The sequence below is a fragment of the Paenibacillus sp. J22R160 genome (genome assembly GCF_059692135.1).
Window position 1 is genome coordinate 24,118 of the sequence record NZ_JCAUAU010000026.1, and the last position, 22,889, is coordinate 47,006.

A 22,889-nucleotide genomic window follows, 5' to 3' on the forward strand; every position below is an offset into this window, starting at 1 on the left:
ATAGCTTTTCGATCGACGTCGTGTACTGTAAATCCAATTTATTCTTCATTTTGCTCTTTAAATTCGTAATAAATCTTGGTTGCCTCTTGGGGAGGCATGGAATAAACCTTAGTAAGCTGAACAAGAGTCTCAGCGATTTTCTCTCGCTCTACTCCCGCTCGTTTCATTGCCTCGATGAAATAACCATTCTCTGCTTGATCACTCATTACATCATTAATCAGTGGATCCACTTCATCTTGATCATCAGCATCGATTAGAATTCGCGGTACCATTCGATCAATCTTAGGTTCATATTCTGTCAATGTGAGACCTCCTATATTTTGCAACCTTGTTCTGTCTTTAAAATTCGTCAAAGACCATTAATTTCCTCTAAATTATCCGGAAAACAGGAAAATTCTGCACCTTATATGAATTTGTATTTATATAAACAATCATTTATACTTAAAGGCAGATAAGAGGTGATGATCCTGCACGACATTTATGCCATTATTGCCGAGCCTTCTCGGCGTCGAATCCTGGACTGTTTGCTGCGTTCGGACTCAACTGTCAAAGATTTGACTGAAGAACTCGGATTGTCTCAGCCGCTTATTTCCAGCCATCTGCGATTATTGCGCGAAAGCGGCCTCGTACGTGTCCAAGCAGATGCCCAGCGTCGTATTTATTCCTTAGATGCAAGTCCACTTGCCGGTGTGGATGATTGGTTGAGCAACTATCGCGAGCAATGGAATCGACACGTCGATAAGCTGGAAGAACATCTCGCTCGCCAAAAACGAATCAAAGAGGAGAAACTCAAATGAAACCACTAGACGAAGAACTTGGTCCTATCCTTAACCGAATGGATGATGAATGGGAGTTAATTCTTAAACGAACGCTAAAGCATCCGATTGAGGATGTTTGGGCTGCTCTGACCGAATCGGAGCAACTGCCCGCTTGGGGTCCATTTGCAACAGATCGGGATCTAGTATCAACAGGAACGGTCGTGCTTTCCCATGTGAATTATGCAGAGGAAAATGTAAATCGACAAGGCGAAGTTCTTGATGTGGAAGCCCCTCGCCTGCTTATTTTCAAATGGGGAAACGACATTTTACGCTGGGAATTAAATTCGAGCGATAACAACACCGTTCTTATTCTGAGCCATCGTTTCACGGATTATCAGATGGCTCCTTCCCTTGCAGCGGGGTGGACGTTATGCCTGAAAGGCTTAACTGGCATACTCGATGGTAAACAGATGCCTTCAATGGCCGGAAGCAACGCTGTTCATTATGGTTGGCAAGAGCTTCATGACAAGTATAAGAAATTTTTCGAAAGTAACGCAACGAGTGTGCTGACAAAGAAAAGCGAGGGTGACGAATGAATAATTTAACAAAGATGCTAATTGCAAAACCGGCTAATGAGGTGTTCGAAGCATTCGTTGATCCTGAGAAGATAGGAAACTTTTGGTTCTCCTCCAGCTCCGAGCGATGGGCATCTGGCAAGGCGATCAAGCTGCGTTACGATGAATACAATGCGGATGGCGAAATTAAAGTCATAGAAATCGTGAAAGACAAGAAAATTGCATTCGAATGGGATTATGGCACAGTGCACCTCGTCACCTTAACTTTCACGCTAACGGACGAAATGAACACGCTTGTCGAAGTGAACGAGGAAGGCTTTGCAGATGACAAGGATTCTATTCCGATGCTAGTAGGCAACAAAGAAGGTTGGGTATACATGTTGACCTGTCTCAAAGGTTATTTGGAGCACGGAATCACAACATTACGTGCTGCGATAGTGCATTAGCTGGTTAAAATGAAAAGGAAAGCGGCGCGGCGGTCATATCATGATGCCTCCTGCTTTCCTTTTTTATTAGCTTTCTCTATACCAGAGAGGTACAATCTCCTCAAAATTCTGATGATCTTCCAACACAACACGAATTCTAGCTAACATGGAATCTAGCTGCTCGGGTACAACTTTAAGAGTCCAAGTAATTGTTGGAAAGATAATCATAGCCGTATATAAAGCGTACAACCTCCAGAATTCTTGCGGAACTACGCCATCAAAATAACCATTTATTTGCCCAATGCAGAACGGGACGCTTACTTCTCTGCTGAAATATGCGATTTTCAGAAAATCATGGTAGGGATCTCCCCAATCATATCGGTTAAAATCGATTACCCCCGAATAACTGCAATTATGTACAATCAGGTTGCTGGGATGGAAGTCATCATGTTGGAATCGATTGGGTCGATCGGTCATATGTATTAAATTCTTGTTGATAAAAGATAAAATGACATCCTCCTCTGGCAGCTTAACCCCGCAGTTTCGATAGCTTTCATACTGACGATTATGTTTTGATACTCTTTGTTCATACCAACTTTCTAAGCTAGGAGCAGCTAATTCGTGCATTTTCCTTAGTTCTTGCCCAGCCTCACTACCAATCTGGTATTGTTCGTCATAGGTTAAGGAGGGAAGTATTTCAGAGGCATCATCCCCTTCAACATAACTAAGGATCATATAACAAATGTCTAATGCTTCGATCGAACCGAATTCAATCGGTTTTGAGGTCTTGACGCCGAATTCATAAGTCTGACTAATTACTTCGTACTCTTGCATTTTTTGCTCCATCTGTTGCCTAGGTGAAGTGCGTAATACATAGTTAGGCAATCCACTTTCCTCATATAAGAAATACTTAGCATCGTAAGAAAATCCCTTGGTAATCAACGAAATATCGGATATATGCGACATCGTGGGGATGTGTTTTCTAATATCAGATAAGTTCATGGATATGCTCCTTTGTGATAATTAAAAATATAGAAATGATTTCATGTGAATTATACCACGAAAAAACAATACACCTATATTAGTGTCGCTAACTCATGACATAAACATAGGTGTATCTGATTTTAATTTGCAGTTTTTACAATTCGGAGCACGCTGCCACCGTTCACTCTCAGTTTCAGAAGAAGGGAATCCTTCTTGGTGACCGTTACTTGCCGAACTGTCATTTCGGTGGAATGTTTAAACCGATAATGATCCAGCTTATCGAACACTTCTTCGTAGATGTCCGCTGTGTAGGATACTCCATCCTCGAGAAAATCGAGGTTCACACGAGCCGATCTTCCGCTAGCCGCACAGATTGCGCCTACGAACCAATCCGAACCACTGCGACGGGCCATCGTGACGTACCGCCCCGGGAAACCTTCCAGCAGCAGCGTTTGATCCCAAGTTGCAGGTACTTGCTGCAGTAACGGCTTACCTGCGCTCTCCTCGTAAGCTTCGATGGAGTCTGCATAGTTTTGCACCGCAGATTCAAACAATACGGCTAACGCAAGTTGATGACAATGACCGGTGCGGGTTAGATTGGTGAACGTAACAGGTGTATAGTCCATGGAGCCGACTACATTCCGGGTAAACGGCACTGTACAGTTATGAACCGCATTCGGCCCTTCGTTCAACGGATTTTTCCAATACTCCGCTCCAAAGATACCCTCCCTGGTCATCACATGCGGCCACTGCCGCTGTTCGCCAGACGGCTTAGTAGCTCCATGGTAATTGATCATTAGTTTATGCTCAAGCGCCACTTCAGCTATCATGTCATACACTTGGATCCGTTCTTGAGAATCACTATCGAAGAAGTCCACTTTGACGCCTTTCACACCCCAACCAGACCACAGTGCCATTTTGCTCCGACAGGCTTCTTCCTCTTTAAGCCCTTTGAAATGACTCCATAACCAGATACCAACACCTTTGGTTTCAGCGTACTGGATCAACTCAGGTACATGGACCGTGCTCTCCTCTCTGTCCCAGCCGCCATCGACAAGGGAATATTCCCATCCCATGTCAGCTGCGAAGTCAATAAACCGGAGCTGTTTCTCCTGATCTCTGCAGGAAGCACTGTCTGAATACCATGACCAGGCGGAGCGGCCAGGTCGAATCCAGGACATGTCCTCGATCACGCTCGGCGGGTTCAAATGAAAGATCACCATGGATTCGACAATTGTCGATAGTTCGTCACCGATGATTGCCACCCTCCAAGGGGTAGCGAAAGGGCCTTCCGCAACATTCGGTCCCTCCTGGTCAGGCGCAAAAGCAAGCTCCAGCTTACGCGGCTGTTTCTTGCTTACTTTCACATGAGAGGCACAGTAGCTGCCGTAAACTGCCGCTTCACTGAGAAGCATCCAGCCGTCGTTGCCGATCTGGAAAAGCATAGGCATCGCGTAGCCGTCCTCTTCCATCAGCTCAAGCATGCTATGATCATACGTGCGCTCATAGCACTCCATGAATTTCTGCGCCCACACGTTGATTAGGCGATCCTGCGGAAGCGCAAATCCCGATGGCTCCGAGAGTATCTGAATAACACCTTCTTCAGGCAATTGATAACGGAATGCAATCGCATCGTCGTAAGCTCGGAAAATCACCTGCAAGGTATGACCATTCTTAGTAAAATGAAGAGCTAACTCATTGGCTTGATTGATACAATGTTTCATTTTCCCATGTGGCATCGAATAGCTTTCATTAATATCTATAGTGGCTATGCCGACAAACTGTAAGCCTTCTGTAAAAGCAATGCGGTCCGTAACAATCCCGAGTGGAGAAGTCGACACCAGCTCGATACCGTTTTTTTCCACTTGGTAGGACAAGCTTCCTCGATCATCGATCATCACGCTGGCCTGCAGCCTGCCATCCGGAGATGCTAGATGCCAGATCTGCTTACATATAGATTGAACTGCCTCGTTCATTGCCAACACCATCCTTCATTTTATCGATATCGTCCTGCTAGTTTACTTTTTGAAATTTTCTTCATATTTCTTCTGGGCTTCGGCCATTACTTTGGAACCGCCTGCTTTTTTCCACTCTTCCACATACTTATCGAAATCGCTTACAGGACGTTGTCCCGTAATGATATCGATATAATATTTTAGTGTCATTTGATCGAGCGCATCGACGTTTTCGTTATAGGCCGCAATTGTAATTGGCTGCATAATATCATATTTACCTTTGCCGATATGCTCGGAGGCCTTACGCAAGGACATTAGCTCGTTAAGGGTCATATAGGGAGTCTGGAAGTCATAATCGTTAAATGATTTGCCCAGGAACGTATACTGCTGTCCAATACCGAACTTGATCTGTTCTTCTTCTTTATCGAACGGAGGGAGATACTTATAATCCCCTTTCTCGCCCTTATTGTAGGTTTTTCCTTTTTCCCCATAAACAATATTTTCAAAAGTCTCTGCATCGAAAGCTGTAGCATCCGCAACCTGCAAATATTTGGCCATTTTCTCCTTGTCTTTTTCCATATGCTTGCCGAATTGGCCGCCTGAACTAGCGATCGGGTTTAATTGGACGGTGCCCTGTTGTCCGTCAGGACCCTTAGGGCCAGCTGTTAATACCCAGTTGGCGTTTGGCACATTGGCACGAAGCTTTTCATAATATTTTCCGTCAAAAAAAGCGGCCTTCGTAATAAATTGATACCAGGAAGCGGTTACAATTCCAGCTTTGCTGGAGATGATCTTATCGTCCACATTCTGACCTTTGTTCAGAACGAATTCGGGATCGAGTAGCTCCTCCTTGTACCATTTGTTAAGCAGGGTTAGCGCTTGCTTCGCTCCCGGCTCAATCTCTCCGCGAACGATTTTACCGTCCTTATCGGTGAATGTACCTGGAAATACGCCAAATGCTCCAAATACCGGGCTGAATATATCTTTCACGCCTACTGCTTGACCTGTCCAACCGTAGGTATCCTTTTTGCCGTTTTTATCAGGATCGTTATTGCGGAATTTGCGCAAAGCATCTTCAAACTCTTCCAAAGTTTCAGGGTTTTTCGTGATGCCAACACTATCTAGCCAATCCTTACGCAAACCAACGACCGTACGGTCTGGACCCAATGTCTGGATGATCGGCATGGAATAATTCTTCCCGTCTCTCTTGTAAAACTTCAAAGGATCATCACCCAGATGTTTCTTCAGCCAAGCCCAGTAATTGGGTGCATTCTTCTCGATAAGCTCCTGCGGGATTTCGGCAACGGCACCCTGATTCACCAGTTTTTCATATTCGGGAAAGCCTAAATCCACCCAAACGTCCGGGATTTCCCCAGAAGCTACTTTCAGCAGCAGCTCTTCCTTGTAGTTGTCTTTGGATCTTGGAAGTTGTTCAATTTCGACATTGAATTTCTTCTCTACATATTTAACAGCATAAGAATCTTTCACGGTTTTATCGTAATTTTGATTCAGATAGCTTAATTTATATTTTTTATCAGCCTGTGGTGCAGCAGTTTGCTCCCCAGTTACGCTTTTTTCCGTCGAACAGCCAGCTAGAACGACTCCAAACAACGCTACACTTAATGTCACTGGAATAACCTTTTTCAAATCCAATCACCCTTTCTATCCCCATTGTTTATCCTTTAACGGCACCGATCATGATCCCTTTTACAAAATACTTTTGCACAAATGGGTAAATTACTAACATAGGAATGACCGAAAACATAATGACCGTTGCTTGCAACTGGCGAGTAGAGAACATATCCTTCTGATCGAACTGATACAGCATTGCGTTTAATTGATCCATATTGTTATCCACGATGATTTTTCTGAGGACGACCTGCAGCACCTGTTTCTTCGGATCGGTGATATAAATCAAAGCGTCAAACCAAGCATTCCAATGTTGAACGGCGATCCACAAGGCGACAGTAGCCAGCACCGGTTTGGATAAAGGCACAATGATTTTGCGGAAAATAAAGAAGTACCCCGCCCCGTCCACACGTGCAGACTCTTCCAAGCTGTCCGGAATAGATCGGAAGAAATTTCTCATAATTAAGGCATTGAATGCACTGATCATACTTGGCAATACAAGCGCCCAAATGGAGTTATAAATGCCCAGCTTCTTAATAAGCAGATAATTGGGAATTAAGCCTCCGCTGAACAGCATGGTGAACAGAACAAGTGAAGTGACTGTTCGGTTAAAAGGCAAATCCTTCTTGGATAGCGGATAAGCGAACAACGCAGTCAAAGTCAGACTAAGACTAACGGCCAGAATTGTACGCATTATTGTATTGCCATACCCGGTCCAAATCGCTTTATATTGAAAAATAACATGGTAGCTCTCAAACGAAATCTTGCTCGGAAAAAGTAACATTCCTGTCGTGTATAATGTATTTTCTGCGCTAACTGATGTCACCACTTGATTCCAAAAAGGGTACAAGGTGATAACCGTAATCACAATCATAACCAGATAGAGCGATATTCCGCCGATCTTCTCTGCGGTAGTTTTCTTCGTATAATTCATAGGCAGATCTCCTCCATCCATCTCCGGATTACCAAAGGGTATGGTCCTTTCCTCCCATCATATGGACGGCTTTATTGACGAGCACGATTAGAACAAGGGCTACAACGGATTTAAAAAGCCCTACCGCTGTCGCGTAGCTATAATTCGTTTCGAGTAAACCTTTTCTATACACGAATGTATCGAGAATGTCTGATACCCCGTACACTTTGGGATTATACATATTGAAAATCTGATCGAAGCCGGCATCCAGCACATGAGCCATGCGAAGAATAAGCATGATGGAGATGACGGGCAACAGCATCGGAAGCGTTATGTAGATCATTCGTTTAAAACGGCTCGCACCATCCATAATAGCGGCTTCCTGAAGCTGCGGGTCAATCCCGGCTATCGCCGCAAAATAAACGATGGAGCCCCAGCCGAATCCTTGGTAAATGTCTGTAATGACCAGAATTGAGCGAAAGTAACGATCGTCGGCCATAAAAAGGACAGGATCCCCGCCGAATAGCTTGACAATCGCATTCACAGGACCGTTCAGTGAGAAGATGCTAATGAAAATTCCTGCTAAGATGACCCAAGACATAAAATGAGGCAAATAGGAAATCGTCTGAACGATTCTTTTGAACCGTTCTCTCGTTATTTCACTTAACAGGAGCGCGAAAATAATCGGAACTGGGAAAGCAAATACGATTTTATACAGACTGATTATGAGGGTATTGTTTAAAACACGATAAAAGTTCGGGTCAGCAAATACTTTCTGAAAATGCTCGAACCCCACCCATGGGCTGGCTATAATGCCCTGCATGATTTTGAAATTTTTAAACGCAAGAACAACGCCGTAGATCGGGATATAGTGAAAAATAAGAAAGTAAAGCAGTCCTGGCAGCAGCATGAAATAAAGCACTTGATAGCTTTTTATTTTCCGTCTGAATTCGCTTCTCGTCCTGGAAATGGTTTCGGTCCTCTGGTTAGCCACAATGGATTCCTGCAAAATAACCTCTCCTTTCCCATACATATGAAATGAATGCGCATTCATCTGATATTTACTATAGCACAGCCCTAATTTCATTGAATTATCTCATTTTTTTGAAAATTATCGTTTTATTGCTATTTTGTGTTTTTATAGGTCGGAATCGTCATTTTCATCGTAGTGCCTTGTCCACTTTCACTGATAACCTCAATGCCGTACTCTTTCCCGAACACTAATTTAATCCGCTCGTTTACATTTTTTAATCCGTATCCTTTGGATTGTTTAATCAGAATCTCACCGAGCAGTTTCTTATCGATACCGGGTCCATTGTCTGTTACATGAATTTCAATCGCGTCCTTGTTTACCAGAGCCGTAATCGTCAGCTTTCCTCCACTTTCTTGCCTTTGGTCAATCCCATGCACAATCGCATTCTCGACAAGCGGTTGAATCGACAGGTTCACCGTATCGTACTGATAGACCTCATCATCGATTTGGTAACTGACTTCAAAGCTGTAATCGTGCATCACTAACTGAATTTCCACAAACGACTGCGTGTTCTGAAGCTCATCCTTGACAGAGGTCATACTTTCACCACGGTTCAAGGCGGTTCGGTAAAATCTAGATAGCATAGTTACGACATGGCTGATATCCGCAGCGCCGATCTTCAATGATTTCCAGTTAATGACTGACAACGTATTGTATAAAAAATGCGGATTAATTTGTGCCTGGAGTGCTTTGAACTCCGCTTCCTTTTGAATAAGTTTATTTTGGTATACTTCCGTCACCAGCTCATTAATACGGCGCAGCATGATGCCGAAACGATTCGTTAATTCCCCTATTTCGTCCCTGCTCTCGCTGCGAATATCCATTTGCAAATTACCAAATTGCACTTGCTTCATCAATTTATTTAGATGATAGATGCGTTTGATCATGGTATGCGAAAATATAGATATAAGAGCAACCAATATGACCATACAGGTAATAATGAGCGCTATCGTCGCTTTTACAATACTGGTCGCATCCATAGAGATATCCTGTTCCGGTATATAATAAACCAGCGTCCAATTGGCTTGACGAAGAGGCTCCTCAATCACGATATAGCGAAGGCCATCGACTTCAACCATATCCTTGGACCGTTCCGGATTCTGTAACATCTGTCGTTGTATAGTCACAGCTTCATTGTGCTTGGAGTAGACGATACGATTATTTCGGTCGGAGATAAATATCCCCTCACGTGCGGACTGGGCCTTTGTCACCGAAGTCAGCGAATCAAAAAAATGCTCCTTGTTCAGCTTCATATACAGGATGCCGGACATCTGATTATAAAGAATCGTTGGAAATTGTCTGTACACCGCGAGTTCAGAGCTTTCAAGAAACCAACCCGTTTTCTTTTGCTCTGCTGCTTCCTTATACCACGGACTCCCCTCCTTAATCCGGTTCAACGAAAGAATAAACTCACCATACTCGGGCATTCTGCCAGATGTATACACGGTGAGCTGCAGGATGTCCGTGTTCAAATATTTGATCATGCTGAAATAGGGACTCACATAATTTCTTAAGTCCTCAGAAAGAAGCGTAAGACTTGCATAATCCGTACCAAAAATGCGCTGCAGACCTGTATTCATGACTACGGAATCAACCGTCCGCTCAACCTGTTCCGTCTTATCGTTCATCCCTCTGGCTAACGTTGCAACCGTATTCTGCAAGCCTTGGATCGCTTGTTTTTGGAGAAAAACCTTGGATTGCTTATAGGAATATGTTCCTAGCAAAGCTAGAGGAATCAAGCTTACAACGAGGTACGACAGGATAAGCTTCTGTTTGAAGCGCATGTTTTTAAGCACGTCCAGCCAGCGGCTCATGCAAAGTCCCCTTCCCTATATTTGGCTGGCGTTTTCCCGTAATAATTTTTGAATATGGAACAGAAATAAGCGAAGCTCGAATAGCCCACCTCATGGGAGATATCGGAAATTTTCTTATTCGTACTCCGAAGCAGTTCACCCGCTTTGTCTAGCCTATAGCAAGTTATATATTTCACAAGGCTGGCACCGGTTTCTTTCTTGAAAAGGTGACTTAAATAGCTCGGGGACAAGCACGCCTTCTCTGCCAAAGAATCCAAGCCGATATCCTGCCCATAATCGCGGTGAATCAGCTTAAGAACCTCGCCGATCACCTTTCTAGGGGACTCCGCAGACGATTTCTCCCGCTCTTCAATCAGGTCGATCATCAAATCCTTCAGCTGTAACAAGTTTTGTGTCGTATAGATTTGTTCAACAAACCTTTGAAAGGAAGCATGGTGTTCACGTTTATAGGCCTGGACATATTTCTTTGCAATTTCCGCGCATATGTATTTCACATAAATAGTGGAAAGTCTATTGCTGGATTGGAGTACCATAAACATTCGTTCGATTCCGGTTCGGATCAAATGAGATTCGCCGTAGCTGATGCAGGTGGAGATTTCATCGAGTAAATAGTCGATATCCGCTGGTTCTTCCTGCCGTGGAGCGTAGGATTCTTCGGTAAACATCATGGCCGTTGCAGGCAGGAAAAACTTGTACGCTAGTTCTTTCTCCATTTCCTGAAATTCGGCTGAAATCATCTTAAGGCCTTTAAGAAGCCTGCTGAAGACAAGCACATGATCAGCCTTGTATTTATCAATCAGAAACTCTTGCAGCTGTATGCCATAAGACTCTAAACTCATGTTGTCCCAACGATCTTCCATGCGTAAGAAAAGTACACTTTGATATTCATTAAGATTCAAATACGTACAATCCCAAGGAAGTCTTAATTTCATGTCGGCTTCGAATCCATTATCAACGGAATCAAAAAATTTCTTCCGCAAATCCACTAGAATCATTCGAAAATTTGCATTTTCATTCAACCATCCGTAAACACTCTCACCAGCTCGAGTATGGCGCGAAGACTCAGTTCCCTGCAATAAATCAAGCAGCGTTTGCTCTTGTACATAACGGTTACCGATTTCGTATACCTGCTGAAGCTTTAACGTTCTTTCACTTTGCTGACGATCTTCATCGCATAACTTAACAACCTGCGCCACAACCTCCAGAAACTCGGATACCTCAACAGGTTTGAGCAAATAGTGAACAACATGGATTTGGATCGCTTGTTTGGCATACTCAAAATCCCCGAATGCGCTTACAATTATAACTTTAAGTTTAGGATTGAGTTTCTTTGCTTTCGCTGCAAGCACCAGACCATCCATAAATGGCATGCGGATATCCGTAAACAGGACATCCACTTCGTTGGCTTGCAAATAGGCCAATGCTTTAACACCGTTTTCCGCTTCGACCGTTTTCAGAGATAGTCCTAACGTTTCTATTAGAAATTTAATACCATCGCGTTCAATTTTTTCATCATCAACAATCAATGCTTTATACATCGAACCACCATCCGCATCCATACTAACCCATAACGGTTACTTTGATCATACATGGATTGAAACCTACACTCCATGTGATAACTTAGATGCGTCTGTGTTTTTTTACGATTCGTTGTATGAGAAACAGGCTGCCGCGACTATTCCTGCGGCAACCTGTTTTGCTCTTGGATGATAATTATTCCTTGATTGTATTCTGCAAAATATGATTGTTCTCGCCTTGATCTTTGATGTTATGCGGGTTATTGCGCTTAAACTGATTTTCGAATACCAGATTTGCTGTATGAGGATTGTGGATAAATACGCCGTTATTTTCATTTTTTTCAATTTTATTATTCTGAATATCATTAAAATCCGAGATAATTTGAATGCCGCCTTGCTTATTATCCTTGATCTCATTGAATCCAGCAAAGTTATAATTAAATGTGATAAGTAGGCCATTTTCGTGGTTATCTTTTATTTTGCTATCCAAGATGATCGTATTTGTGCTCTGCGCATTCACGCCGTTATTTCCGTTGTTAGATATCTTATTATCATATATCAGGTTATTATCCAACCGATTCACCAGAATCCCATCCCCTGTATGATTGGATATCTGATTGCCCACAATCGCATTATGATTGCCGTCTATGACCTCGATACCTTGGGCCGAATTGTGTTTCAGCTTATTTTTGATCACCCAGTTTCCTGTGACAGCTTGAAGAGTAATACCCGATCCCGATCCCGCGCTACCAATACGTTCAACTTCATTCTTCATGATCAGATTGCCCACAGAATTATTGACAAAAATACCAAGCGGATTAGCTCCCCCGCCAATATCGCTAAGCTTGTTACTCAGAATATGATTGGATTTCGCGTTAATCAGCTGAATCCCGCGTGAAAGATAGTTTTTAATTCTAAAACCATAGATTTCGACTCCAGCAACACCATTTAAGTCAAAAGCTTCTAGCAGCATACAACTTCCGTCTAGAGTCGCACCATGCTTAAGCTTGGATATGATACGAATGTTGTTTTTCTCACTTGATACCTGCACATTTTCATGGTACACGCCCCTATGTACCAATATGACGTCGCCTTCCTTCGACATTGTAACCGCATTTTGAATTGCTGTCTGACTGTTGGGAAATACCTCAATAATCGCCATGCTATCACCTCAATCGATAAGAATAAATGATCTGTTATATAGTAAATTCAAAGCGATGCTGCTTAGGAAGGAACAATAGACCAGTTGATTTACTATTTTTACAGGTTTAAATGATAAAGCGCAATCGCAAAAGACAGCAAACATAACACAACTGCTGGTATCGCTTTTGTAAATGGATCACGCGCGATTACGACCAGAGTAAAGGCTGCAGCCAGCATTGTAGCCCCTAGAAGTAATCCGGATAACAAAGCTGCGATTGGATACCAGATCCCTACTATCATTCCAATTGCGCCTATGATTTCAAAAAAACCTGTTAGGAAATTGAAAAAAGACGGAAGACCAAATCGACTGAATTCCTTTGCCATTTTGCCAGAGATAATTCTCGTTCCTGTGAACATGAAGAAAATCCCCAATATTACTTGTAAAATAATAATTAACATACCTGTATTCACTCTCTTTCTGGTTTTTAATCCCTTTATACTTATATGCTATAGCATATATTTGGGGTGCCTAGGCACTTATTCATCTTTTACAGTTGAATATAGTTTGCTGAGCAGTTCATGTAACTTTTGAATCTCATCGTTGCTCAAATATTGGGTAATATGATCATGAGCTGCCGTTACAATTGGCAAAAGTTTGGTTTTGAGACTCATTCCTTTGTCGCTAAGGAACAGGTTATGGGATCGTTTATCCGAATCATTCTGTATTCTTCTTACGATTTCTTTCTTTTCCAGTGAATAAATCATCCTCACAACCGTGGTTTGATCTCGATCAATGGCTTCAGCAAGCTCTTTCTGGCTTGTTGCTCTTTCCGAATCAAGTACAAGGATGATCCCCCACTGTTCTGGCGTTACTTCATATTGTTTAAGCAATTTGGTGAAAAAATTAGTCATTTTTAAATCTGTGCGATGTACTAGAAAACCAGTGAGATTATTTAGCTCCATGATAGGTGCTCCTTTCTCTACGAGATTAATATATGCTATAGCATATAAAATATCTTAAATAGGCTTGTTTGTCAAATGGAACGGCAAAACCAGCGACATTACTGGGTTATTGCCTACTGCCGCTGGTTACCTAACTTGACCGCACGCTAAGTTAAACTTGCCAGATGCTCACCAAGGCGATCCATAGTCTGTTCGGCTCCTGAGACAGCATATACTTTCACCTTGTCAAATACTGTGGCCGTTTCTTCAAAGACCGAACTATATGTGAGTTTGGTTTTCCCATCCAGATCCTCAAAAATTGCTGTCGCGATAAAATGAGGAAACACGGCGTGTTTGAGTACGATTCGCTCAGGTTTATCGACTGCGAGAATCTCATTGGTGTTAGGAAAATCAACGCCATCAGGACTATGCATAATAAACTCCCATGTACCTCCCGGTTTCATTTCAAACTTCTGAAAAGTATTTGAAAAACCTTGAGGCCCCCACCACTTCGACAGCTGCTCCTCTTTCGTCCAAGCCTCAAACACAAGATTGCGTGGAGCATCAAATACGCGGATGACCACAATCTCGCATTCACCTACCTGCGTCTCGATTATGTTCGTTTCGTTATTCTGGTTCATGTCCAATCCTCCAATTTGATTATGGCTTGTTGAAACCTAGCTCTCAAAGCAATTCCATCATAGCAAATTCCAGCGGAGACATCCATTTTTATGTAGTTGGTCACCCTTCTACAATATGGCTAATTCGTTTATACTATAGTACTGACATTGACATTAATTTTGGAGGAAAGATACATGGAAAACTCAGTTGTAGAAAGACAATTACAGGCTTATAACGATAAAAATATCGATTTGTTCATGGCATGTTATAGTGATGATGTGAAAATATATGATTTTCCTGATATGCTTACCACGGAAGGCCAAGAGGCTATGAGAACACGCTATCAAAAATTATTTGAAACCTACCCTAATATGCTTGCAACGGTTGATAAAAGAATTATTCATGGCAAATATGTCATCGATCATGAGAAAATAACCGGTAGATTGGAAGGTGCTGTTTTGGAAGCAGTTGCCATGTACGAAATTAAGGAAGATATCATTATTAAGGTATGGTTTCTTAGGAATTGACGTAAAAGACCTGAATATAACCGTCCCATTTTCACTAAGTAAGAAATGGATTTTTTTTCTTTACGATCTGCCCAACCTAAAAAAGGAGCAGCCAACATGGCTAGCTCCTCTTGAACGTTCCAGACTCATATAATGATACTATATTTAAAATGACGGCACGGTCACGATTGCTGACTCCAAGGAATTATTCCATGAGGAATATTCAGAAGCTCTTCACTTACCGTCCACAGCCTTTCGGCAAACACCGGATCGATCGCCCATGAACGAACACCTCGAAGCAACTGGCTATCTGGTGGTACGATCTCCGCGATATCGCCGTCTTCACAATAAACGCCTCCTTTGCCGTTCAGCATCGGACTTACAGCGCACCATACGGATGTAGCGGCACCTTGCTCGGCAGTTTTGAAGCCACCGGAAGACGTATAGGTGCCATCTTCATTTCTTTTTACACTCCAAGCAGCTAAATCCTCATTACTCAAGTGTCTCACCAAACCCGACAGGATAGCACCTGGATGAACCGCAAAAGCACGTACTCCATGCTCGCGTCCTCGTTTATCGAGCTCAACAGCAAACAACGATAACGCGGTCTTCGACTCGCCGTAGGAAACGCCCTTATCGTACGGCCTCTTCGTGAAATGCAGATCATCAAAATCAATCGGCCCTGTCATATGACCGATTGACGAAAGTGCGACGACTCGAGCGTTGCCCGAGCGCTTAAGCGCTTCCCATAATCCTATCGTCAGTTGAAAATGCCCAAGGTAATTTGTTGCAAAATGGGTATCGAATCCCCTCTTGTCTTTAATAGTCGGAGGATAGCTAACGCCGGCGTTCAGAATCAGAATGTCTAGCGCACGTTTGGAGCTTCGGAATGTAGCGGAGAACTCATCGATCGAAGCGGGATCTGCAAGATCGAGCTGGATCACTTCTATATTTTTCAATGGAGCTAGAACTTCTAACGCTTTATTAATATCACGAGCTCCTACAATAACAGTTGCACCTGCTCCTGCCAGTGCGCGAGTTGTTTCTAGCCCAATGCCTCCATGTCCGCCTGTAACGATGGCCACCTTTCCACTGAGGTCTTGTCCATCAAGCACTTCTTGAGCAGTTGTGTCGGGTCCGAATCCTGATAGCAACGGTTTTTGTTCGGTCATCATAGGTTGTTTGCTCCTTCAAAGTGGAATTAGACATAAAACATTAAATGTCTATATGTCTATTCTATACAAGTGGACAAAGTTTGTAAAGTGTATAAAATGGAGTTATGGATAATAAAAAGAGGCTGGAAATTGTTGCAGTGGCGTTAGCGGTGTTCTTCAAGTTCGGTTATAAACGAGTATCGATGAATGAAATTGCGGAGACAGCTGGTATTTCGCGGGCAGGTCTCTACCTGTATTTTAAGAGTAAGGAGGAAATATTTAACGCCGCGATTGTTCACCACGGAGATATTCTCATAGAGGAGATCAATAAGGGACTGTTGTCCCAAGAAACAACGGAAGAGAAAATTTTGTATGCTCTAGAAGTATGGTCGATTCGTGATTTCGATAATTCACTACATTCACCGGAGTATAAAGAAATAACAGACAGCTCCTACCAGTTTGCACGTGAGGCACTCGATACGAGCTATGGAAAACTGGAAGCTTTGCTGACCACCTTACTAGAAATACACCCTAGCTCCGCAAATGGTATAACTTCATCGAGGTTGGCGCAACTGGTTACAGGCGCTTTGAGAGGATTTAAAACGGTTGCCAAGAACTCGGATGAGCTTCGTCATATGATTCAGGACTTGCTCCAAATCATATCTTCCGCTAAATAAGGTTGACGCGGTACTGTATGAGGTCAGCCAGATTATTGGTTGACCTTTTTTTTATTTAGTAAGGTTGAATAGCTTGAGATCAATAAGTAGATACTTAGCTTCAAAATGAACACAAGCTGCTAAATTATTTGCTACTCTCCTGCTTTGTATTTTTCCCTATTTCATTTAGCTTATCAATTATTATTTTATCATTAGCTAATTTGAGCCTTAAGCTCCTGTCAATGCTTATTAAGCCAACTACGACAATAAACATAAAAATTATTAATATAGTTTCAATGATAAAAACCCCCTTAGACTTGAATCTTCCCTATAATAATAATACGCTTCTCCCTCAGACTTCTCAGTCCATGAAAAGAGTTGCTAGAACCGTGAAGGCTCTTATGTTTCTCTTGAAGAAATGTTAGAATACGTATAGGCAGATTAACTCTGCTTATGCTAGCTAACACACAGATTTCCAAAATGTTAATTTGGGAGGCTATAACATGGATGATTATTATTTGGTTAAGGACGGTAGAGTTGTACGTTGGGACGGGCTAACACTTGGAGGAACCAAAATCCGAGCAGATGAACTCATTGAGTCTTTTGGACGTAAGGCTTTAGATGAAATCGAACAGTATGGATTTTACACGATAAAAAAATCTTAACGAATCTACCTAGTTCATGTAAGAGGCTGCCGATTGTTCCGGCAGCCTCTTTTCGTGCTGTTTGAGCTATAGCTCATCTATGAATTCCCTAAAGTTCATAGTTCTTCCAGTTTTCCCGCTCACTTTTACTAATTCTTCATAATGGGTAGACATCTCCAAAACATAGAAGCGTTAAAGTTAACCATGCGGAATAGGTATATAACCTTTATTACTAGAAAATAAACTAGAAAAGAAAGAGGTACTCCATGAAGAAACAAATCATTCCTGTCATCCTACTTTCCACTATCCTCATCGCCATGCCGCAAGGAAGCGGCGGAACAGTCCATGCGGAATCTTTACCTGCAGGCAACGTTTCGTTTCTGTACTTCAACGACGGCCATGAAATGAGTCCCGTTGTCGATAAACTTGGCACACGCGGGGGAGTCGCAAGGATTAAAACAATGATCGACAGTATACAAGGAGACAAAATCATCGCATTCGGCGGCGATCTCGGCGGCGGGACATTATTTGGAGGTGTATTTAAAGGTTTTCCAATGGTGGAAGCATTCAATCGAATTCCGATTGACCTCGCTAACTTCGGACAGCATGACTTTGATGCGGGCACTGCGAATACACTTGAGTTGGTGAAAGCATCTAAGTTCACATGGGTCTCTTCCAATCTGACTGGTAAAGACGGTAAGCCGTTCGGTAATGTACCGCAATATAAGGTATATGAGAAGCAGGGTATCCGTATTGGTGTCATCAGCCTTACTTCTGCGATGGATACTACGACACAGGATGATAGTGTACATCAAACGGATGTCATCGAGTCCGCCAAAGCCACTGTCGAGAAGTTGAAGCAAGAACAAAAACCAGATATAATTGTCGCTCTTACCCAAGAGACTGTTCAAGAAGATAAGTTGCTTTTACAGGCGGTACCGGACATTCGTGTTATTTTCACAGAAGAAGAAGCGGAAGAGAAATCGTTCGTATACGATTTCGATGGTTCAGGGAAAAGATATATCTTCTCACCTCAAGGCAATATGGGTTCTATAATCCGTTTAAATATTGGTAAAGCAGCTGACGGACAACTGACTCTCGCCAATGAGTTCCTAAAGGTAGATGAAACTGTAAAAGAAGATGATCAGCTTGCAGTGTTGGCTAAGGATTATCAGTCCAAGCTCGACCAAGAATTGAGTAAGACGATCGCCATATCCGATAGTGATTTAATCTATGGAGATAACCATGAGTCCCGGTACCAAGAAACTGCAATTGGCAACTTGATTGCTGATGCATATAAAGATTACTACAAGACAGACATCGCAGTTGCTAATGGCGGCGGCATCCGTGCTAGTTCCACTAAAGGGAATTTTACTCTTAAGGATGCGAAATCAATTCTGCCATTCGGAAACAAAATCGTAGTAGCTGAAGTGACTGGAGATATGGTAGCTGCTGCCCTCGAGACAAGTGTTTCCGCGGTCGATAAGCTTGCAGGCGGTTTTCTTCAGGTATCATCTGGCACTAGCTACACATACGACACCACCAAGCCCGTAGGTCAACGAGTCGAAAATGTAACGATTAACGGTCAGCCTCTAAACAAGCAGCAGGTCTACAAATTAGCCCTCTCCAACTACATGTACACTGGCGGGGATAAATATACCATGTTCGGCAACGCTAAAACCGTGGTGGGAGCAAATGAAGCTCTTACCGATGTTGAACTTCTTGTGGCATACGCTACAAAAAGCGGAACAATTCAAGCGAAAACGGAAGGCCGCATCAATGTGAAGGGATTTGTAGACATCGCGCCGGATTATTGGGCAGCACAGGAAATTTATCAACTGAGCAACAAGGGAATCATCGGCGGCGTAGACAAAGTGCGATTCGCACCAAGTCAATTGGTCACACGCGGTGAGGTTATCGATTTCCTCGCTAAAGCTCTTGGAACTGATCCAAAAACAGTTGAAAAAGCTGTTGGCTTGGTAGGTTTGGAACCGAAAAGTCCCTTTACTCGGGAAGAAATGGCAGTTGCGATGAAGTGGATCTATGAATCCAAAACTGGAAAACAACTGGCGTCGGCGGAAGTATCGCCGTTTTCAGATGATGCCCAGATTACTGCTGGCGCGAAAGCTGCTGTAGCCAGCTTGGCTAAGGCGGGTCTGTTAAGTGGCAGGCCTGGAAATCTTTTTGCTCCTAAGGATGGAGCAACTAGAGCTGAAATCGCTCATGTAATCTCTTCGCTTCTTGGTCAATGACTTTTATTAATATTCCGCTAAATTACTAATAATGCAAAAGGCAGTCTATCCATCTGGATGGCTGCCTTTTTAACTTATCGAATTTTGTTAATATTACTCATTCGTCAATTCATCCCTTCACAGCGGAACTGACTGTCAAAGCGCTCTCCACTTGCTCAGTGAAGATCAGATATAACACGACCATTGGCAAGCTCGCGATCGTCATGACAGCGCCCATTCCACCCCAGTCGGTCGCATGAAGTCCTTGAAAATAAATGAGTCCAATCGGCAATGTCATTAATTCCTCTTTTGTTATCAAAATCGATGCTAAGAAGAATTCATTCCACGTTCCCATAAACTGCAGAATGACAATAGTTGCGACTGCTGGGGTGAGGATCGGCAGCATGATGCGAAAGAACGTGAGATAAATGGAAGCGCCGTCCATACAAGCCGACTCCTCAAGTTCTTGCGGAATTCCTCGCAGGAAACCGTAAAATACCATCGATGCAAAGGGCAGTCCGAATGCCACATAAGGTATCAATAGAGCGCCATAAGTATTCGTCAAGTGAAAATCTTTCACGATAATCGCCAAGGGAATGATAATGACTTGAATCGGAATAAACATCCCGATAATCATGTAAATCCGCACCGTTTCTCGGAATTTCCACTGAAGCCGGGCAATTGCATAGGCAAACATAACGGCAAAGAGAACAACACCTATCGTCGTAAGTGTAGAAACAACCATACTATTGGTGATATAGGTAGGGACACTGAATTTATTCCAGGCATTCACGTAATTTTCGTATCTGAAGTGCGTCGGTATTCCGAACGGATTGGTTACGAAGATTTCATCATTGTTCTTCAATGAATAGAAAACCATCCAAACTAACGGATATACGGAAATAACGAAATAAATCCATAAAAAGGACTGCAGGACGGCTCCCACGATTTTGTTCATACTATGACTCTCCTTTACCCCTGTTCCAATCCGGTTTCTCTGCTATCAAACACTTTGTTGATGATAATGGTGGCAATTAGGCTAATCACAATCAACAATACCGAAATGGCACAAGCATACCCGTATTGATTACCCGAAAATGCGTTCCGAATGATCATGAACGTCATCGTATAGTTTGTCGTGCCTGGTCCGCCGTTCGTCATAATAGCCATTTGCACATAAGCACCTATCCCTGCTGTAATGGCAATAATAAAGCAAAATTTGAACGTCTCCTTCATCAATGGGAGCGTGATGTGCCAATGTGCCCTCCATTTGCCAGCACCGTCGATTCGAGCAGCTTCTGTATAATGCTCTGGAACGGATTTCGCGCCGGCATAGAGCAAGGCAAACTGGAAACCCATATATTGCCAAGCATTGACGAAAGCAATCGCAATAATCGAGACGCTCGGTGAGTTCAGCCAGTCTTGACGATACTCCATCCCAAGTACTTGAAACAATTTATTGATGATACCGTTAACCGGGTCATACATGGAGAGCCATAGTTGACACACGACAGTGACCGACAGCACAACGGGAATAAAATAAGCGGTCTTCAGTACTTTACGGCCCTTCACCGTTGGATCCGAGCAAATAAGCGCCAACAAGGTGCCTAGTCCGATTTGGAAAATGACCAGAACAAGAGCGAATAAAAGGCCATTCCGAAGTGATGTCGTCAACAAATAATCTTGACTAAGCTCGATATAATTTCTGACACCTATAAAAGTCGCTTCGCTAAGTCCATCCCATTCAAAAAAACTGCGATAGAAGGTCTGGAGAATGGGATAAAACACAATTACGCTATATAGAACAATTGCCGGTGTTAAAAAAATTAAGATAGCCCATTTGTTACCTAAGTATTGTTTCATCTCTATGCTCCCTTTCTTTAAAAAGACTCACACCGACTTACAGGTCGATGTGAGCCATTAGGTACTGAAAGGATTTATTTCTTCAGCGATTTATTGAGATTCGTTATGAATTGATCCGCCGTAAATCCTGCAACTATCAAGTTCTGTGAGTTGTCATCAATACTCAGATTCACATTGGTATCATTTTGCACGGTCGCGAAGCTCGTAATATTCGGGATCACTTCTTTACCAAGACGAGACAGCATCGGAGGCACTTGTGCAGTGATAGGCTTGTCGACCTTGATTGAGACAATCGGCGTACCAACTTGCGTGTACTTGTACTCCGCATATTTGCGAGCCATGAACGCCGCTACTTTAATTGCTGCTTCTTTGTTTTTCGTTTTTGCGGAAACGGCGAAGCCTCCTGGACCACCTGCTCCGTTCATAGCGAACTTAGCTTTTTCATAAGTTGCTTCATCTTTTGCAGGGAAGTTCATGAACTCAACGTTGTCTCCAAGATTTTTTTGCGAGCTTGGAATTTCCCATTGGCCATTAACGAACATGGCAGCCTTGCCTTGGTAAAAGAGCGAGGATGCTTGATCGTAGTTCGTCTGAGTTGCGTTTTTAGCAAATAAACCTGCCTTTTGCAGCTCCTCCACTTGCTTAGCAGCCAACTTCAGAGCATCAGGTGTCTCTGCCGCGCCGTTCAGGGCGCCGTAGCCCTTCGATTCCTCACGCGTCATGAAGCCTTGCAAAAATGAGTTGCCAATCCATTTTTCTTTGGAGAAGATCGCGAGGGGGATGATTCCCTTCGCATTGAATTTTTTAGCGGCATCCTTCAATTGATCGATGGTTTTGATCGGCGCTTGCACACCTGCTTCAGCAAAAAGCTTCTTATTATAATACAAAATGATAAATTCAGTGCCGGCATACGGATAGCCATACACGTGGCCATCTGGTGCAATCAATTTCGCTTCGTTGCCTTTGTTCAAATCTTTCTTGAATTGCGCCGTTTCCGGGGCAGCATCTAGCGTCAAGATATTGTTCGACTTGCTGCCGATCTGCATGATATCCCAATTCGTGTCGATAATATCGGGCAAATCTCCTGTAGCCATTTGGGTTTTGATTTTTTGTCCATTATCTTGCAGTCCGGGCACCAGCGTAACTTCAATGTTTGGCATTTCTTTTTTTAGCTCCGCGACTGCGTAATCATAAGGCTTCGATGTGTCATCATCGAAATGATTGGTATAAATACTTAGTTTAACAACAGCATCTGCTGGTGCTGCTGCAGCTGTCGCTGCTGGTGCGGAAGGAGTTGCCGCAGCTGTTGCAGCTGGTGTTGCTGGCGTTCCTTTAGAACCTGCGTCATTCTTCGTTTCCGTCCCACACGCTGTAAGCGAAACTGCCATGATTGATGCGAGTGCGATGCTGCTCAATTTCGTCCAGTCCCTCACCATAAATACCCCCAATTAATAAAATTCAAATTTTTGTAGCGCTTACATGACTGATTTTAGGGGAAAAATGATTTCGCCATAAGGTACGATTAC

Annotated in this window: 23 protein-coding genes; 7 read left to right on the forward strand and 16 right to left on the reverse strand. The window is 43.0% G+C overall.

The window, feature by feature from the left end:
* Positions 1 to 38 precede the first annotated feature (38 nt).
* Positions 39 to 302, reverse strand: a complete 264-nt coding sequence (locus AC58UW_RS29780; protein WP_497424189.1) for a hypothetical protein — start codon at positions 300 to 302, stop codon at positions 39 to 41.
* Between the two features lie 159 nt (positions 303 to 461).
* On the opposite strand from AC58UW_RS29780, the gene AC58UW_RS29785 reads away from it, so the two are divergent.
* From AC58UW_RS29785 to AC58UW_RS29795, 3 genes are read left to right on the forward strand one after another with little or no spacing between them, the layout of a single operon-like run.
* Entirely contained in the window at positions 462 to 797 is a 336-nt protein-coding gene (locus AC58UW_RS29785; RefSeq protein ID WP_497424190.1) for an ArsR/SmtB family transcription factor, read from the forward strand.
* Positions 794 to 1,354 (forward strand): SRPBCC family protein, encoded by a 561-nt coding sequence (locus tag AC58UW_RS29790; protein ID WP_497424191.1) that lies wholly within the window; start codon positions 794 to 796, stop codon positions 1,352 to 1,354. Before AC58UW_RS29785 ends, AC58UW_RS29790 begins: the two co-directional genes overlap by 4 nt.
* Positions 1,351 to 1,779 (forward strand): SRPBCC family protein, encoded by a 429-nt coding sequence (locus tag AC58UW_RS29795; protein WP_497424192.1) that lies wholly within the window; start codon positions 1,351 to 1,353, stop codon positions 1,777 to 1,779. The genes AC58UW_RS29790 and AC58UW_RS29795 overlap by 4 nt, the downstream gene beginning before the upstream one ends.
* 66 nt (positions 1,780 to 1,845) lie before the next feature.
* Here AC58UW_RS29795 and AC58UW_RS29800 read toward each other — a convergent pair whose 3' ends face one another.
* From AC58UW_RS29800 to AC58UW_RS29850, 11 genes are all read right to left on the reverse strand, one after another.
* A complete protein-coding gene (locus AC58UW_RS29800; protein ID WP_497424193.1) occupies positions 1,846 to 2,760 on the reverse strand; it encodes an aminoglycoside phosphotransferase family protein in 915 nt (304 codons plus the stop codon).
* A 122-nt stretch (positions 2,761 to 2,882) separates the two neighbouring features.
* Positions 2,883 to 4,718, reverse strand: coding sequence for a glycoside hydrolase family 97 protein (locus tag AC58UW_RS29805; RefSeq protein ID WP_497424194.1), 1,836 nt, complete (start codon positions 4,716 to 4,718; stop codon positions 2,883 to 2,885).
* A 42-nt stretch (positions 4,719 to 4,760) separates the two neighbouring features.
* Positions 4,761 to 6,344, reverse strand: coding sequence for a type 2 periplasmic-binding domain-containing protein (locus tag AC58UW_RS29810; RefSeq protein WP_497424195.1), 1,584 nt, complete (start codon positions 6,342 to 6,344; stop codon positions 4,761 to 4,763).
* Between the two features lie 28 nt (positions 6,345 to 6,372).
* On the reverse strand, positions 6,373 to 7,260 hold the full coding sequence (locus AC58UW_RS29815; RefSeq protein WP_497424196.1) for a carbohydrate ABC transporter permease: 888 nt from the start codon (positions 7,258 to 7,260) through the stop codon (positions 6,373 to 6,375).
* Positions 7,261 to 7,288: 28 nt separating this feature from the next.
* Positions 7,289 to 8,248, reverse strand: coding sequence for an ABC transporter permease (locus AC58UW_RS29820; protein WP_497424197.1), 960 nt, complete (start codon positions 8,246 to 8,248; stop codon positions 7,289 to 7,291).
* Between the two features lie 116 nt (positions 8,249 to 8,364).
* The gene (locus AC58UW_RS29825; RefSeq protein WP_497424198.1) at positions 8,365 to 10,086 is read right to left on the reverse strand and encodes a sensor histidine kinase; all 1,722 of its coding nucleotides are present in this window, start codon (positions 10,084 to 10,086) and stop codon (positions 8,365 to 8,367) included.
* Complete coding sequence (locus tag AC58UW_RS29830) at positions 10,083 to 11,645, reverse strand: response regulator (RefSeq protein WP_497424199.1); 1,563 nt, start codon at positions 11,643 to 11,645, stop codon at positions 10,083 to 10,085. The genes AC58UW_RS29825 and AC58UW_RS29830 overlap by 4 nt, the downstream gene beginning before the upstream one ends.
* Before the next feature lie 154 nt (positions 11,646 to 11,799).
* Complete coding sequence (locus tag AC58UW_RS29835; RefSeq protein WP_497424200.1) at positions 11,800 to 12,765, reverse strand: right-handed parallel beta-helix repeat-containing protein; 966 nt, start codon at positions 12,763 to 12,765, stop codon at positions 11,800 to 11,802.
* Positions 12,766 to 12,863: 98 nt separating this feature from the next.
* Positions 12,864 to 13,205: a DoxX family protein gene (locus AC58UW_RS29840; protein ID WP_497424253.1), complete on the reverse strand. Its 342-nt coding sequence runs from the start codon at positions 13,203 to 13,205 to the stop codon at positions 12,864 to 12,866.
* A gap of 78 nt (positions 13,206 to 13,283) precedes the next feature.
* Positions 13,284 to 13,709, reverse strand: coding sequence for a MarR family winged helix-turn-helix transcriptional regulator (locus tag AC58UW_RS29845; RefSeq protein WP_497424201.1), 426 nt, complete (start codon positions 13,707 to 13,709; stop codon positions 13,284 to 13,286).
* 146 nt (positions 13,710 to 13,855) lie between these two features.
* Positions 13,856 to 14,329 carry an SRPBCC family protein gene (locus AC58UW_RS29850; protein WP_497424202.1) on the reverse strand — a complete coding sequence of 158 codons (474 nt, stop codon included), beginning with the start codon at positions 14,327 to 14,329 and terminating at the stop codon, positions 13,856 to 13,858.
* A gap of 174 nt (positions 14,330 to 14,503) precedes the next feature.
* Here AC58UW_RS29850 and AC58UW_RS29855 point away from each other — a divergent pair, with 174 nt between their 5' ends.
* Entirely contained in the window at positions 14,504 to 14,836 is a 333-nt protein-coding gene (locus tag AC58UW_RS29855) for a nuclear transport factor 2 family protein (RefSeq protein WP_497424203.1), read from the forward strand.
* Between the two features lie 161 nt (positions 14,837 to 14,997).
* Here AC58UW_RS29855 and AC58UW_RS29860 read toward each other — a convergent pair whose 3' ends face one another.
* Positions 14,998 to 15,990, reverse strand: a complete 993-nt coding sequence (locus AC58UW_RS29860; RefSeq protein ID WP_497424204.1) for an SDR family NAD(P)-dependent oxidoreductase — start codon at positions 15,988 to 15,990, stop codon at positions 14,998 to 15,000.
* Positions 15,991 to 16,094: 104 nt separating this feature from the next.
* On the opposite strand from AC58UW_RS29860, the gene AC58UW_RS29865 reads away from it, so the two are divergent.
* The 3 genes from AC58UW_RS29865 to AC58UW_RS29875 all read left to right on the forward strand — a co-directional run bounded on the left by AC58UW_RS29865 (position 16,095) and on the right by AC58UW_RS29875 (position 19,521).
* Complete coding sequence (locus AC58UW_RS29865; RefSeq protein ID WP_497424205.1) at positions 16,095 to 16,646, forward strand: TetR/AcrR family transcriptional regulator; 552 nt, start codon at positions 16,095 to 16,097, stop codon at positions 16,644 to 16,646.
* 482 nt (positions 16,647 to 17,128) lie between these two features.
* The gene (locus AC58UW_RS29870) at positions 17,129 to 17,290 is read left to right on the forward strand and encodes a hypothetical protein (RefSeq protein WP_497424206.1); all 162 of its coding nucleotides are present in this window, start codon (positions 17,129 to 17,131) and stop codon (positions 17,288 to 17,290) included.
* Between the two features lie 245 nt (positions 17,291 to 17,535).
* On the forward strand, positions 17,536 to 19,521 hold the full coding sequence (locus AC58UW_RS29875) for a 5'-nucleotidase C-terminal domain-containing protein (protein ID WP_497424207.1): 1,986 nt from the start codon (positions 17,536 to 17,538) through the stop codon (positions 19,519 to 19,521).
* A 109-nt stretch (positions 19,522 to 19,630) separates the two neighbouring features.
* Here AC58UW_RS29875 and AC58UW_RS29880 read toward each other — a convergent pair whose 3' ends face one another.
* The 3 genes from AC58UW_RS29880 to AC58UW_RS29890 form a co-directional block, all read right to left on the reverse strand.
* On the reverse strand, positions 19,631 to 20,458 hold the full coding sequence (locus AC58UW_RS29880; RefSeq protein ID WP_497424208.1) for a carbohydrate ABC transporter permease: 828 nt from the start codon (positions 20,456 to 20,458) through the stop codon (positions 19,631 to 19,633).
* A gap of 14 nt (positions 20,459 to 20,472) precedes the next feature.
* Positions 20,473 to 21,363, reverse strand: coding sequence for a carbohydrate ABC transporter permease (locus AC58UW_RS29885; protein ID WP_497424209.1), 891 nt, complete (start codon positions 21,361 to 21,363; stop codon positions 20,473 to 20,475).
* A 74-nt stretch (positions 21,364 to 21,437) separates the two neighbouring features.
* Positions 21,438 to 22,799 carry an ABC transporter substrate-binding protein gene (locus tag AC58UW_RS29890; protein WP_497424210.1) on the reverse strand — a complete coding sequence of 454 codons (1,362 nt, stop codon included), beginning with the start codon at positions 22,797 to 22,799 and terminating at the stop codon, positions 21,438 to 21,440.
* Positions 22,800 to 22,889 lie beyond the last annotated feature (90 nt).

What these genes read in the sequence shown, in the direction of transcription:
- AC58UW_RS29830 (WP_497424199.1), bottom strand. Translation starts at nt 11,645, where the DNA reads ATGGATGCGGATGGTGGTTCGATGTATAAAGCATTGATTGTTGATGAT.
- AC58UW_RS29855 (WP_497424203.1), top strand. Translation starts at nt 14,504, where the DNA reads ATGGAAAACTCAGTTGTAGAAAGACAATTACAGGCTTATAACGATAAA.
- AC58UW_RS29785 (WP_497424190.1), top strand. Translation starts at nt 462, where the DNA reads ATGATCCTGCACGACATTTATGCCATTATTGCCGAGCCTTCTCGGCGT.
- AC58UW_RS29815 (WP_497424196.1), bottom strand. Translation starts at nt 7,260, where the DNA reads ATGAATTATACGAAGAAAACTACCGCAGAGAAGATCGGCGGAATATCG.
- AC58UW_RS29825 (WP_497424198.1), bottom strand. Translation starts at nt 10,086, where the DNA reads ATGAGCCGCTGGCTGGACGTGCTTAAAAACATGCGCTTCAAACAGAAG.
- AC58UW_RS29805 (WP_497424194.1), bottom strand. Translation starts at nt 4,718, where the DNA reads ATGAACGAGGCAGTTCAATCTATATGTAAGCAGATCTGGCATCTAGCA.
- AC58UW_RS29840 (WP_497424253.1), bottom strand. Translation starts at nt 13,205, where the DNA reads ATGTTAATTATTATTTTACAAGTAATATTGGGGATTTTCTTCATGTTC.
- AC58UW_RS29845 (WP_497424201.1), bottom strand. Translation starts at nt 13,709, where the DNA reads ATGGAGCTAAATAATCTCACTGGTTTTCTAGTACATCGCACAGATTTA.
- AC58UW_RS29835 (WP_497424200.1), bottom strand. Translation starts at nt 12,765, where the DNA reads ATGGCGATTATTGAGGTATTTCCCAACAGTCAGACAGCAATTCAAAAT.
- AC58UW_RS29870 (WP_497424206.1), top strand. Translation starts at nt 17,129, where the DNA reads ATGGATGATTATTATTTGGTTAAGGACGGTAGAGTTGTACGTTGGGAC.
- AC58UW_RS29800 (WP_497424193.1), bottom strand. Translation starts at nt 2,760, where the DNA reads ATGAACTTATCTGATATTAGAAAACACATCCCCACGATGTCGCATATA.
- AC58UW_RS29860 (WP_497424204.1), bottom strand. Translation starts at nt 15,990, where the DNA reads ATGATGACCGAACAAAAACCGTTGCTATCAGGATTCGGACCCGACACA.
- AC58UW_RS29850 (WP_497424202.1), bottom strand. Translation starts at nt 14,329, where the DNA reads ATGAACCAGAATAACGAAACGAACATAATCGAGACGCAGGTAGGTGAA.
- AC58UW_RS29790 (WP_497424191.1), top strand. Translation starts at nt 794, where the DNA reads ATGAAACCACTAGACGAAGAACTTGGTCCTATCCTTAACCGAATGGAT.
- AC58UW_RS29885 (WP_497424209.1), bottom strand. Translation starts at nt 21,363, where the DNA reads ATGAAACAATACTTAGGTAACAAATGGGCTATCTTAATTTTTTTAACA.
- AC58UW_RS29865 (WP_497424205.1), top strand. Translation starts at nt 16,095, where the DNA reads ATGGATAATAAAAAGAGGCTGGAAATTGTTGCAGTGGCGTTAGCGGTG.
- AC58UW_RS29795 (WP_497424192.1), top strand. Translation starts at nt 1,351, where the DNA reads ATGAATAATTTAACAAAGATGCTAATTGCAAAACCGGCTAATGAGGTG.
- AC58UW_RS29890 (WP_497424210.1), bottom strand. Translation starts at nt 22,799, where the DNA reads ATGGTGAGGGACTGGACGAAATTGAGCAGCATCGCACTCGCATCAATC.
- AC58UW_RS29880 (WP_497424208.1), bottom strand. Translation starts at nt 20,458, where the DNA reads ATGAACAAAATCGTGGGAGCCGTCCTGCAGTCCTTTTTATGGATTTAT.
- AC58UW_RS29875 (WP_497424207.1), top strand. Translation starts at nt 17,536, where the DNA reads ATGAAGAAACAAATCATTCCTGTCATCCTACTTTCCACTATCCTCATC.